This is a genomic window from Amycolatopsis acididurans, assembly GCF_012328925.1.
Lineage (GTDB): Bacteria > Actinomycetota > Actinomycetes > Mycobacteriales > Pseudonocardiaceae > Amycolatopsis_E > Amycolatopsis_E acididurans.
The window spans coordinates 48,969-62,234 of sequence record NZ_JAAXLS010000039.1 but is presented as its reverse complement, the minus strand read 5'-3'; the positions used below and the strand labels follow the sequence as shown (position 1 = coordinate 62,234).

The following is a 13,266-nucleotide window of genomic DNA, read 5'->3' as shown; positions in this document are numbered from 1 at the left end:
GTCTACCCGTCCGCACCGGCAACAAATCCTCGATCAACGCCCACTGCTCATCCGACAACAACCGAAACCGCGACACGACAGCAGCATCCCAGCCGACAACCAAGATCTTTGTCAGACACGCCCTAGCGGTAAACGCGTTACTCGGCGTCGAGGGTCTAGTACACGGCCGCCTTCGCCGAATTGCACTGGAATCACCGTACGCTAGACGGCTTGGTCTGCCGCCCCGGGATTTCGAGCATCACGACGTGGCGTTCGCCGTTACTGCCCGGTTGCTCGATTGCGGTGTGGTTGACGTAGTCGCGCAGGTGTGGCGCCGGGCCCTTGTCTTTGGGTGGGGCGAGCCGTAGCACGACGAGGAACCCGATCCGCACATCTGTCGCCTGGTACGTGACCGTCTGCTTGATGTACTTGTGCTTCTCACTGATCGGCACCATCGTCTCGTCGGCCTTAAGCTCTAGGTACAGATGAAACCCCGGGAAGCTCACCTGGATGTCGACCCTGCCGGCGCCGACCTCTTGGACCTCCACGTTTGTGTTGCCGCTGAGTGGCCCGTGGCACAGCCAGTCGTACAGGTCGGCGTGCAGGTCGTGTTCGTCGGCGTCATCCTTGAACAGGTAGTCCTTTGAGGACTCCTGGGTGTTCATGCGCCGTGAGACGAACCGGATAAGCTGGTCGAGCACAACCTGAACCGACTGCGCGACGTCCCCCTTGAAGTCGGGGCACGGTGCGAGCGCGTCGAGCACATTGTTACGTACTTCGGTGACCACGACGTCATGATCGAGCGCGTTGGCGTCGCGGATGTCGGCGAGGGAAGTGTTCAGGTCGCGGAGCAGGGCCGGGTCGATTCCGGCGAGAGCCTCGACGACTCCGGGGTGCGGTTCAAGGAACTCAGCGAGCAGGGGCGGCAGCGCGGCCGGGCCCTGCGCCGGGTCTTTTCCCGGCGCCTCCGGGGCGGCGAGAAGGGCGGTCTTGGCTGCCTTTTGGAGGACCAACGCTGCCGCCAGGTGTTCTTCATCCTGTCTCGTGTCGTCGTTTGCGGTTTCGACGCGCTGCTGGAGGAATTCGATGTGGTCGCAGAGGTTTCGCATGAGCCCGGCTCGCGCCGCGAAGCCGTCGGCGATGGCGGGACGCACGAGGGCGCGCACCGCCTCGATCCCTCCGACGTCGTGGGTGATCTCGTAGGTGTGCGACGCCGAGTAGATCTGGAGCAGGTCGTCGAGGACGACCGCGGCGTCATACAGGCTGTCGCGGTCGAGCTTGTCCCGCAGCCATGCCAGGTCCTGGCTCAGCCTGGCCCAGCCGGCGAGCACGAGCTGCTTGCGGTCCCCGCTCCAGTGACTCAGCCCGTAGCCGGCCACCGCGAACTCCCGGACACGCCTGGTGAGGGCCTCGACCTGGGAAAGGTCGAGCTGCCACTCTGCCGCAGACCTCGCCGCCCCATCGTGCTCGACCAGGTCCGCTATGAATGCCCGCAGCAGCCGCAGTGCCCCGTCGAGGGCCTCGACGTCATCGCGTTCATCCTGGGCTTTCACAAAGCTGAGCGCTTCGAGCGCGGCACCGAGGTGCGCAATGACATCGTGCGCGCCAGACGCCCGAAACGCCCGAACCAACTCGATATTCGCCGCGGTCCAGCAGGCGTCGGACGCGATGTCCTTTCCGTACTGCTGGTCGCGGGCCGCAGCGGCGTCACCGGGCGGGGAAGTGTAAACGGCACGCGCCACACCGCTCAGGACGCTGACAACGCCAACAACGCGGTCATCGACCGTCCAGCGGTCGTAGGCAGCTCCGATAGCTCGGAGCACCGCCTGCGCGTACCGGCGGGGTTGTGGGGTTGCGATGTCCTCAATCAGACCAAACAGCTTGTACTCCGAGGCCTGACCAGTCAGGGAAAGCCGCGCATAGGTCTCCAGTGCATCGGCATGTCGCGACACCTGGGCGGGCGAAGGGGCGGTTTGACCCCCTGTCGGCTGCGGCGGCGTCGCGAGCGGAAGGCACCGTGCCGCCAGGGCGGGCCCACTCATTGCGAGCAAGAGCTCGTTGCGGCAGAACTCGTCGAGGCCCTGGCCGAACTGCAGTGGATCGGTACTCGCCGTTACCGCGTCCACCAGTGCGGCCACGGCGGCACGAACCTCGGCCGTGTCCCGGTCGGCGGCCGCAATGTCCCGGCTCGTGAGGCTCAAGACCGGGGTCAGTATCGGGTTGTCCGTCAGCCGTGGCGCGACGATCGCGATCGCGGACCAGCCGCCAAGCCGCTCAAGGAGGTCCGCAGGCGGCTCTCCGTCCGTCAGTGCCTCGGACAGCCGCCGCTCGATCACTTCAGGTTTGAGACTGGTCGCCATCGGTTCCTTCCTTCCGCGGCGCCCATCGTGCCAGCCAGCCGCCCCGATGGACGAGGGACGCTCGCTGGCCGCTACCAAACGAAATCGTCGCCCATGGCGACCAGCGCGTTGCCTGGAGGCAGCAACGCCGTCAGCAGTGAACTGTGAGTGGTGGCGACTACGATCTGCATGCTCGTTTCCTCGGCCGCAGTGCGCATCGCCTCCAGGATGATTTGCAGGTCGTCGGCTGGGATTTCTTCCGCTGCGGGAGAATCGATAAACAGGAGACCGGGGTGTCGGCCGACCCCGGCCCGGTGGCCGTGTGCGATCAGGGCGATCGCCGTGGCCAGCTTGAGACGCAGTTTCTCGCCGTTGGTCAAGGCGCTGTACCCGCTCTTGGTCCCGCCCTTGTGGACGTCCATGTTCGCGTTGCCCTTGAGGGAGACGCTGGTGATGTTGTCAGCGCCGAAGCTGCGGACCAGGCGGGTGATCTCCTTGGACACGTTGACGAGCAACGGGTCTTGGTCGCGCTTGAGCCAGGTTCCGGTAACCCGGTCGGCGGCTTCCAACACGGCGACCCGCGCCGCGTCCGACCTTTCCGGCGAGCTGGCGCGGGCCCGCTGCCGCATGCTTTCCAGCGCGCCCTCGGCGCGGGCAAGTTCGAGCTCGACCTGGAACCTTTCGCGCGCTCGCTCCGCTCCTGCCTGAGCGGCCAGCGCCGTGGCTTCGGCGTCACGACGAACTTGCTCTGCCTCCGCGAACTCGGCTTCGATCGCCGCTACCGCCGCGTTGGCCTCGCTGGCGGCCCGCAGGAGAGCGTCGAGGATGTCCGTGTCGGGTTCTTCGTCGTCGACACCCTTTTCGACGTGTGCGGTCGCCGCGAGCAGTTCCTCACGGGCGTGGTCGGCGATGTCGGAGGCGACCACGACGTTGCCGGCGAACGCGTCCAGATCCAAGTGGGCCGAGCACACAGAGCACGTGTGGTCGTGGCCTTCCGCCTGGCGGCGCTGCTCGGTCACCGCGGACGAACATCGCGGGCACACGGTGGGAGTCATCGCGTTGAAGAACCGGCGAGCGAGGGCATCCTCCACCGCCGTGTTGCGCCGCGCGCGTTCAACGCGCACCTGATCGTTGACCTGTACCGCGGCCGACCGCGCCGCGGTCAAGCGGAGGGAGATCTCTTGCGCCAGCCTCGCGGCGTCCGCTGCCTTAGCCGCTGCCGCCAGCACCGCATCGACGTCGGGTTCGGCCGTATCGAACGACGCAAAGCGCTCTCGTGCCGCGGCCACTCGGCTCTCTGCGGCTGCCAGCGGCGTCTGCGCCAATTCGTTCGCGATCTTCGCCTTCGACGCTGCTTGGTCCCGTGCGTACTTGACGGCGTTGAGCGCGGTCTGGGCCTGGGCACGCGCTGGTGCCCAGCGAGTGCCGATGAACATCTGCAGCATGCGCGTCCCGAGGACACCCTGATTTCCCACGACGGGGTCGAGGACGTCCGCGTACACGGCCAGCGCCGACGCGTAGGTCGGCCAGGCGTGCGATATCTCCTGGTCCTTGGTCCACATCGCGATCGGTTCGAGCCGGAGGCGTTCGAGCATCAGCGCGCCCATGAGCGACTCGAACTCGACATCCCCGTCGAAGGCCCCCAGGGGAATCCGCCGTTGTGTCACTCCCGTCGTCGTCAACTGCACGACCGTGCCGCTCGGGGCACCAGCCGCAACGGCGAAGGACACGATCACAGAGACTGCATCGATGCCGAACTCGACCTCGACGTGGTCCAGCCACGCCCGGACATCCGGCTGCAACGGGCAGCGGCCGGTCAGTGCCCACTCCAGGAACCGCAGCACCGACGACTTCCCGCGAAAATTCCGTTCACTACCAACTCCATTAACACCGTCCGCGGGAGTCCAGCCGAGGTCGAATGGCACCGCAACGGCTGGCTTCGCCCCGACCTCGAGGTCCGCATCGTCGACCTCGAGAACCTTCGTTCCGGTCACGTGAAGCTTGCGGACCCGCAAACGAACGGGGACCCCCGTAGTCGCGCTGGTCGAGACGCCGGCGTCAGCCAGAATCCGCTCAACCTCTTCCAGTTCGATGTCGAAGCCCGTCTGCACGCAACCGTCGTGAACGGCCTCCCCAAGCGTGCTCACTGCCTACCCCCCTCGTACGCGGCTCGAAGCTCCTTCAACCGTTCTCGTACGCCCTCGTCAATCGGCGCGATGTCCACGCCGAGCTCGGTTCTGGCGTACTCAGCTTGCTCGTACTGGCGTCTCTTGAGCGCACTGCCCGAATCGTCACCAGCGACCAGCGCCACCAGCCCGACCTGCTTGGTGTACCAGCTCAACCGTGGCTCCTCCTCCAGTCTCACGACCGCGGCTTCACCCGCAGTCGTGAGGAAGAACTGGCTTCGAGCGGCCTTCACGACCCCGCCCAGGCGGCGGAGAAGCGCGAGTCCGTAGGCCTCCAGGACTGCGAAGGCGTCGTCGATAGCCTCATACGCCCCGAAGAGCCACCGCGGCATCGGATACCACCGCAGGTCCGGCTCCGGATCGTCCAGCAGCTGCGCCGCGACGTCCAGGTAGCTCTCGGGAAGGTCGCCTGCCGCGACCTTGGACACGAGTTGATCCGCCAAGTAGTCGGGATTGCGCAGCCAGAAGTCGAGCGCCTGCAACCGCAGTTCGCTCCGAACGACCTTCACCGTGTCGACCGGATCGCCAGCCGTCACGGGTGCACCGCACGCTCTGAGAATGACCAGCAGCCGAACGGCGTGTTGCATCCGAGTCGCCGCAGGCCGTGCGGTCCCCATTTCCGTGGTCAGACCGTCTCCCCCGTCCGTCCTGCTAGATCAAGTCGGATCATCCCGCACTCACAGGAGTCGATCAGGAACTCGATGCGTTACAGTGCCAAGCCGTCGCCATACCACGGTCACCGGTTCGCGGGGACAACGCCAGGCCGAACAACAGTTCGGTGCAGTCACACACGCGATGCGCCGATCGTCGGTGATCGGCCGGACGCGAGCGTCCAGTTAGTCGATGTGACGTTCCAGCACTCTCAAAAAGTCGTCGATCGTCTGGGGGCGTTGGGCAGGATCTTGTTGTGTGGCGGTTCGGACCAGAGCGCGCCAGCCTTCGTCGGCGGGCAGTAGCGGAATGTTCGCCTGGGGCATTTTGCCGACCAACGCCCAGCCGACCAGTTGGCCGATACCGTAGATGTCGGCCGGCGGCCCGGCTTGGTGAGCGTCGACGGACAACTCGGGTGCTGCAAAGCCCTCGGTCCCGAGGAGCATGCCGGTTCGGGTTCGGTTGGGGTTCGTTGTTTGCCCGTGAGGCCGCCGGACCAGACCCCAGTCCGCAACTACCCACCGACTGTCGAGCTTGAGTACGTTGGCTGGCTTGATATCCCGGTGCACCCAGCCATGGCTATGCGCGGTCCTCAGCGCGCGACAGATGTCGTTGATCATGGCTCGCACTTGAGTCGGTTCCGCTAGTTCATCGAAAACCAGGGTTTCGGCGGTCCCATCCGCGAGCGGCATGACGAACCACTCACCGCTGTCACTGAAGTCCAGAATCGGCATCACATGCGGATGACCCCCCAACTGTCGGGCGACATCGACTTCGCGTTTCATTCGTGCTAACGCATCCTGGTTCTGTGCCATCAGCTTCTTGAACGCGACCCGGGTTCCGCTGGGTTTGTGAGTAGCTTCGAAAACCTCAGCCTGGCCGCCACGTTCGATCGGCCGGCGCTCCAAGCTGTAATCTCGCCGTTGTCCGTTAGCGGCACTTGTCACGGCCTGGTAAGGGTCGGCCGACTCGGTTTCTGTCGCCTGCGACGTGGAAAGTGGGTTCACCGGAGGTTCGCTTCCTTCGGCAACAACGCCAGACAGCCTGATGAGGACCGGCACCGGGTCGTGTGCGTTACCGCGAACGTCGGCGAGTAGGTACACGCGGTCGCCGACGGCAGCGATGCCGGAGATGTTGTTGATAGCGAGTTCGGCGATCGTCTTCTGGGAGTTGGCGGCGATGTTCGTGGCGGCCAGGGTCGCGCGAATACCGCTGCCATCGTGCGAGGCGGTGACGACCAAGTTTGGGTTAAGGACCAGCAGGTTGCCAAGATATGCATGGGAAGTCGACAGCCACTCGGTCCGACCGACCGCACTACCGCGGCTGAGGTCAAGCACGGCCGAGTGCCCGCCAGCGGCGAGGAAAAACCGGCGACCCTCCAACCAGCCGGCAGCCCGCACGGCCGCATCGAACTCCACAGGGAAGCGGTGTTGCTCCCCCGCCCGGACTCCAAGCCGCGTCAGCGCCAAGTCAGCTTGGCCGCCCATCCCCGATCCGGACAAGACCCACGCATCACCGTCCGGGCCCGCCAGCAGCATCGGCATTTTGGCGAAGCCGCCACCGATCGCTTCCAGGCTCCCGTCGAGATAGCGCAGGACGGCGCCACGACACAGGACAAGGACCGATCCGTCGGGAAGAACCAGCGGCGCACCTTGGCATCCGCTCATCCGCAGAAACCACAACGTCGCTCCGCGAGCCGGGTCGACCTCCACGATGCCCTCATCGGTCGTGACCAGGAGCCTGTTCGGAGCGAGCGCCGCCATGCCGCGAGGCTGGGCCCATCCGTCATCGCCGACCAGTAAGACGTGCGCGTCGACATCGGTACCTGTCGAAATGATCACTTGCCACGGTGGAGGTAGCTGGTCGGCCCGAAACATCCGCGCGGGCGCATCCGCCAGCGGTGGTTCGGCCATCAGGTCAACCAACGCGGTAAACGAGCGTCCAGTGACGAAAGCGTGGTCGAAAGCGGCGTCCAGCAACTCAGAGAGCGTGAACAATCCACAGACCACCGCCTCCAGATGGCCACGATCGAGGAACACCGTGCCGGATCGAAGGGCCGTCTTAGCGCCAGTCGGAGGGGCCTGGAATCCAGTCATACACAGCAACGCGTGTTTCACATTGCCGTGCGTCGGGGTTGTGGCCAGGATCTGACTGAGGCGGTCTTGGCTGAGCGGTTGCTCGGGCCACACGATGTCCAGGAGGTAGTACCCGCCATCCAGGACGAACGTGACCCGGCCGCCGTCGGCGAAGCCCGGAGGCTCGTCAGAACGCGCGTGTACGGCTTGGTAGCCGAGCAGGTCTACGACGAACGCGACGAACTGCTCCTGGCGTTGATCGCCCGACAACCCGGAGTCGAGCAGTTGGCCATATCCGCCGATGAGGTTCAGCATGCTCTCCCAATGTCTGGTCCAGATAGAGGTCGAGGACTCAACAACGCGGTCGGACGGTATCGGAACGGCGGTTACCGGACGCCCGACGGGCCGACTGATCGCTGCATCGTCGCGACCATCTCGGCAGGGCAGGCGTTCAACCGGTTTACCTACGTGGTCCTACCAACGGCGGAGTCGCTAGCGGTGAGTGTAAACGCGAACGGCGACGCCTGGTCGTCGCCAATGAGGTGGCGGAACTCCTCATCAACGGCGATCAGGACATCGTCGTCTTCGGTGGCAGGCGGCACAGGGCCACCGGAGAACAGCAAGTTGGTCCAGCGATTCGCCACACGCGACCAGATCACGAGGTGAGTCTCGGCGAGGAGGATCCACACCGCGTCGATCTCGTTCGGGAGGTCGGATAGCGGCTCGAGGTGGTGCGCGATCACCGGATCGAGGATCTCCGCGTATATGTAGTCAAACGTGTGCGCGATGAGGACTACGTCAAACTCGATGAGCTCTACCTCCGCCTGTTCGTCGCCGCGCGCCGATTCTGCGCTGGCGAATGCACACCTGTTCTAGCGACAGCCGCGGACCCGGCCTGTGCACCAGCACTTCACCAGACGCCCTAACCGAACACCAAATCCAGGACCGCTAGGCACCCCGACCGTGCAGATCGGCCCGTCACGACACGTCACAACCACCAGAAACCGGTCGCCACCGCCGCCAGCCCGATCACCATTCCCAGCCATGCCCACGATGCGCGCCTTGAGCGGCCCGCGCCACACGACACACGCGAACAACGACAAACCAGCCGCCGACAAAAGAAAATGTGCAGAACCGCCCAGTTGGGTGACCCGCCTGGAGCAGTTTCCGTGACCCCGTTTGAAACGGGGTCAAAGCCCTGCTCCAGATTTGCTCCACCTACTGAACGGTAACTGAAACCGAATCCACAATGGACAGATTTTCGGCGCACCTAAAAACAACGCCCGACCTGCGGAAACCGCAGCGCCGGGCGATCAGAAAAACTGTGGAGCTAAGGGGACTCGAACCCCTGACCCCCTCACTGCCAGTGAGGTGCGCTACCAGCTGCGCCATAGCCCCGGGTGCGAAGTGAACTCCGCATCTCGTGAGTACATACGTTACATGACGCCCCGGGCCCCTCGAACGCGGGGGCCCACTCCTGGAACGGGCCCCCGCGCCGGCTGCTCAGGCCTGGTTGATCAGGTTGGTCAGCCAGTTCGGGTCGGTCCAGGTGATCGACTGGCCGTTGTGCAGGATCGTCGGCGTGCCCTGGAACGACGGGTCCGCCGAGATCTTCGTCAGGGCGTCCTGCAGTTGCGCGTTGTACGTCCCGTTGTTGACGCACGTCGCGAAGTTCGGCGCCGTTATCCCCAGGTCGGTGCCCAACTTGATCAGCTGCGTCTTGTCGTAGCCGCGCTGTCCCTCTTCGGGCTGCGACTTGAACAGGCTGTCGTGATACGGCGTGAACTTGCCCTGGTCGGCGGCGCACAGCGCGGCATTCTCCGAATCCAGGGAGTAACCGGGCGGATCCGACCTGCTGTTGAGCAGCGGGATCATGTGGTAGGTCACCTGCACGGTGCCCGCCGCGATCTGGTCCTCGATCTGCTTCCCGGACGACTGCTGCAGCTGCCCGCAGTACGGGCACAGGAAATCCGCGTAGATGTCCAGCTTGACCTTGGCATCCGCCTTGCCCGACACAACCGTGGCGCCCTGTCGCTCGCCCGGGGTGTCGAGTGCGGCACTTGACGTCTGCGGCGCGATGCTCTGGCCCGCTGTGCTGTTCTTCGACGAGTTCGTCCAGATCACCCCGCCGATCACCACGACGGCCAGCACCACGACGGCGACCACGGCGACGATGGTCTTGCGGTTGCCACCCCCACCGCGCGCCTGCGACACCACACGCGCGCCCGAGCCGCGCTGCTGCGTCTGCCGGCGCTTCCGTGCGGAACGTTCCGCTCCACCCACTGCCTCAGGTCCTTTCTGCTTCGGTCACGTATTCGCCCCGCGCGGACCCGGCGCCGAGCCAGCCGTCGACGGCGAGCCTGGTCCTCGCCCGCACGATCAGCCACCCGGCGAGCACCAGGAACCCCACGTCGCGCAGGATCTCCTGCGGGTACTGCGTCTGGCCGTCGGCGACCTGGCCACCGCCGCCGAAGCAGCCGCAGTCGATCGTCAGCCCGCGCGCCCACGACTGCGCGACCCCGGCGATGAACACCACGAGCAGCACAGCGGACACGGCGGCGGCGATCCTGGTCACGAGCCCGAACAGCAGGAACACACCCAGCGCGAGTTCGAGCAGCGGCAACGCGGTCGCCACGGGATGCACAACGCCGTCGGGCAGCACGTCGTAGGCCTTGACCGCGAGGTAGGTCTGCCCGGCGTCGGAGAGTTTGATCGACCCGGAGACCAGCCACACCGCGGCCAGACCCAGCCTGACCAGCGTCCCGACGACGTCGAGCACAGCTTGGGAGGGGCGGAACACACACCTAGGCTAGCGGCGGGTCCTGAGAAAACTGTGAGGTGACTGTGGTGCGGATGGCGGTCGTCGTGCTCCTTCTGCTCGGCCTGACCGCCTGCTCGCACCCCGCGCCGGGCACGCTGGCGGGCAAGTCCGACAACGGCACGCTGACCATCGGAATACGCTTCGACCAGCCCGGACTCGCCGAACACACCCTCGATGGGCGGTTCGTCGGGTTCGACGTCGACGTCGCCGAGTACGTCGCCAGGAAGCTGGGCGTGAAGCCGGAGAACATCACCTGGCGCGAGACCACCTCGGCCACGAGAGAGACCGATCTCACGTCCGGCCGGGTCGATCTGGTCGTCGCCACCTATTCGATCACCGACAAACGCAAGCAGCTCATCTCCTTCGCCGGCCCGTACTTCGTGACCGGCCAGGACCTGCTGGTGCGCAAGAACGACACCGCGATCACCGGTCCCGAGACGCTCAACGGACGCCGGCTGTGCTCGGTGACCGGATCCACGCCCGCGCAAGAGGTCAAGAACCGCTTCGCGCACGCCGTCGAGCTCGTCGAGTATCCGCGCTACCCGGACTGCGTGACCGCTTTGCTTGCCGGACAAGTGGATGCGGTTACCACCGATGGGGTGATCCTCGCGGGATATGTTACGCAGAACCCGGAACTGCTTCGCGTGGTCGGCAAGCCCTTCACCGACGAACGGTATGGAATCGGTTTACGCAAAGGTGATACCGCCGGACAGGCCACTGTGGACAACGCCATACAGGACATGATCGCCGGCGGCGACTGGCTGGCGTCCCTGCAGCGCAACATCGGCCCGTCCGGCTATCCGCTGCCCGCCCCGCCGGTGGTCACCGAACGATGAACCTGCCCGATCTCCCTGTCAAAGCGGTACTCGGCGAGCTGGCCGCGGCGCTGCGCGAGCACCGCACCGCGGTGCTCGTCGCGCCACCGGGCACCGGCAAGACCACCCTCGTCCCGCTCGCGCTCGCCGAGCACGCCGGTGGACGGGTCGTCGTCGCCGAGCCCCGGCGCCTGGCCGCACGGGCCGCGGCCGCGCGCATGGCTTCGCTGCTCGGGGAGCGGGTCGGCGAGACGGTGGGGTACTCGGTGCGCGGCGATCGCAAGGTCTCCGCCCGCACGAAGATCGAGGTCGTCACGTCCGGGCTGCTGGTGCGGCGCCTGCAGGCCGATCCCGAACTCCCCGGCGTGGATACGGTCCTGCTCGACGAGTGCCATGAGCGGCATCTCGACGCCGACCTCCTGCTCGCGCTGCTGCTCGACGTCCGCGCCGGACTGCGCGACGACCTCAAGCTGCTGGCCACCTCCGCCACGGTCGCGGCCGACCGGCTCGCCGCATTGCTCGGCGACGCACCCGTCATCACCGCCCACGCGCGTACCTTCCCGGTGGAACTCGGCTACGTGCCACCGGCACGCGGCGAGCGGATCGAGGCGACGGTCGCCCGCGCCGTCCGCACCGCCTTGTCCGAAGTGGACGGGGACGTGCTGGCCTTCCTCCCCGGCGTCGGCGAGATCGCCAGGACGACCTCCCTGCTGTCCGATGTGGAGGTCGTCCCGCTGCACGGCAGGCTGCCCGCGGGGCGACAGGACGCCGCACTCACTCCCGGCAGGCAAAGGCGTGTGGTGCTGGCGACCGCCGTCGCGGAGTCCAGCCTGACCGTGCCGGGCGTGCGCGCCGTCGTGGACTCCGGCCAGGCCAGGGTGCCGCGCGTGGACCACCGGCGCGGCCTGCCCGGCCTCGCGACGGTGCGGGTGTCGGCCGCGGTCGCCGAACAACGCGCCGGCCGTGCGGGCCGCGAGGCGCCCGGCAGGGCCTACCGGTGCTGGGCACGGCGCGACCAGGCGAGCCTGCCCGCCTATCCCGAGCCGGAGATCCGCACCGCGGAACTGTCCCGCCTGGCGCTGGAACTGGCCTGCTGGTCCACACCGGACGGTGCGGGCCTGTCGTGGTGGGATCCGCCGCCGGAGGGGCCGCTGGCCGCGGGACGGGAACTGCTCGCCACGCTGAACGCCGTCGTGGACGACCAGGTGACCGAGCGCGGCCGCGAGATGGCCGCGCTCGGGCTGCACCCGAGGCTGGCCAGGGCCTTGCTCGACGGCGCGGCGGAGGTCGGCGCGCGCTCGGCGGCCGAGGTCGTCGCGGTGCTCGACGCGGGCGCGAAGGCCACCGACATCGAGGCGGAACTGCGGGCGCCGCGGGACGACCGGCGCCGGACCGAGATCCGCCGGCTGACCAGACTGGTGACCGGCGCCGCGGAGAACCCCGGTCCGGCGCTGGTGGTCGCGCTCGCCTACCCGGAACGCCTCGCGCGGCGCAGGCAGCCCGGCTCGCCGGTCTACCTCATGGCGGGCGGCACCGCGGTCGAACTGCCCTCGGGCAGCGGGCTCGGCGACGCGGAATGGCTCGCGGTCGCCGAGGCCACCCGCGATCCCGGCCGCACCCACGGCGTGATCCGACTCGCCGCGCGGGCCGATCAGGAACTGGCGTTGCGTGCCGCGCCGAATCTGGTGTCCGAAATGGACGAGGTGAGCTGGGACGGCGACGTGGTGGCCCGCTCGGTCCGCCGCCTCGGCGCGATCGTGCTGAACGAACGACCGCTGCGCGATCCGGATCCGGAGCTGGTCCGGCAGGCGCTGCTGGCGGGTCTGCGCAAGGAGGGGCTCGGGCTGCTCACGTGGTCGCGTGAGGCCGAGCGGCTGCGGCAGCGGCTCGCGTTCCTGCATCGCGTGCTCGGTCCGCCGTGGCCAGGCATGGCCGACGAAGACCTGCTCGCAGCCTCCGAACAGTGGCTCACGTCCGCGCGGCGCCGGGCCGATCTGGCGCGCATCGACGTCACGGCCGCGCTGCGCGGACTGCTGCCGTGGCCGGAGGCGTCGCGGCTCGACGAACTCGCTCCCGACCGCATCGAGGTCCCGTCCGGCTCCCACATCCGTCTCGACTACGCCGGCGGTGAACCGGTACTCGCGGTGAAACTGCAGGAGACCTTCGGCTGGGTCGAGACGCCGCAGGTGGCCGGGGTGCCGGTCGTGCTGCACCTGCTCTCCCCCGCCGGGCGTCCCGCCGCCGTCACCGGCGACCTGAATTCGTTCTGGCGCAACGGATACGCCTCGGTGCGGGCCGAACTGCGCGGCCGCTACCCGAAGCATCCGTGGCCCGAGGACCCGTTGACCGCGACGCCGACCCGGCGCACCAACCGGAAGTCCTGAACGAGGGAGACTTTCG

The 13,266-nt window shown here is 67.1% G+C and carries 9 protein-coding genes and 1 tRNA gene; 2 read left to right on the top strand and 8 right to left on the bottom strand.

Going from position 1 to position 13,266, the window contains the following annotated elements; genetic code table 11:
• Positions 1-191 precede the first annotated feature (191 nt).
• The 8 genes from HFP15_RS32835 to HFP15_RS32800 form a co-directional block, all read right to left on the bottom strand.
• Entirely contained in the window at positions 192-2,339 is a 2,148-nt protein-coding gene (locus HFP15_RS32835; protein ID WP_168520739.1) for a hypothetical protein, read from the bottom strand.
• Between the two features lie 71 nt (positions 2,340-2,410).
• On the bottom strand, positions 2,411-4,465 hold the full coding sequence (locus HFP15_RS32830) for a hypothetical protein (protein WP_168520737.1): 2,055 nt from the start codon (positions 4,463-4,465) through the stop codon (positions 2,411-2,413).
• A complete protein-coding gene (locus HFP15_RS32825; protein WP_168520735.1) occupies positions 4,462-5,040 on the bottom strand; it encodes a hypothetical protein in 579 nt (192 codons plus the stop codon). Before HFP15_RS32825 ends, HFP15_RS32830 begins: the two co-directional genes overlap by 4 nt.
• A gap of 300 nt (positions 5,041-5,340) precedes the next feature.
• The gene (locus tag HFP15_RS32820) at positions 5,341-7,545 is read right to left on the bottom strand and encodes a serine/threonine-protein kinase (protein WP_168520733.1); all 2,205 of its coding nucleotides are present in this window, start codon (positions 7,543-7,545) and stop codon (positions 5,341-5,343) included.
• Positions 7,546-7,694: 149 nt separating this feature from the next.
• Positions 7,695-7,973: a hypothetical protein gene (locus HFP15_RS32815; RefSeq protein ID WP_168520731.1), complete on the bottom strand. Its 279-nt coding sequence runs from the start codon at positions 7,971-7,973 to the stop codon at positions 7,695-7,697.
• 582 nt (positions 7,974-8,555) lie between these two features.
• Positions 8,556-8,628, bottom strand: a tRNA-Ala gene (locus HFP15_RS32810).
• A gap of 105 nt (positions 8,629-8,733) precedes the next feature.
• Entirely contained in the window at positions 8,734-9,513 is a 780-nt protein-coding gene (locus HFP15_RS32805) for a DsbA family protein (protein WP_168520729.1), read from the bottom strand.
• Positions 9,514-9,517: 4 nt separating this feature from the next.
• Positions 9,518-10,030 carry a MauE/DoxX family redox-associated membrane protein gene (locus tag HFP15_RS32800; RefSeq protein ID WP_312871871.1) on the bottom strand — a complete coding sequence of 171 codons (513 nt, stop codon included), beginning with the start codon at positions 10,028-10,030 and terminating at the stop codon, positions 9,518-9,520.
• A 53-nt stretch (positions 10,031-10,083) separates the two neighbouring features.
• Here HFP15_RS32800 and HFP15_RS32795 point away from each other — a divergent pair, with 53 nt between their 5' ends.
• Positions 10,084-10,887, top strand: a complete 804-nt coding sequence (locus HFP15_RS32795; protein WP_168520750.1) for a glutamate ABC transporter substrate-binding protein — start codon at positions 10,084-10,086, stop codon at positions 10,885-10,887.
• Positions 10,884-13,250 (top strand): ATP-dependent helicase HrpB, encoded by a 2,367-nt coding sequence (gene hrpB / locus HFP15_RS32790; protein WP_168520727.1) that lies wholly within the window; start codon positions 10,884-10,886, stop codon positions 13,248-13,250. Before HFP15_RS32795 ends, hrpB begins: the two co-directional genes overlap by 4 nt.
• Positions 13,251-13,266: the final 16 nt, after the last annotated feature.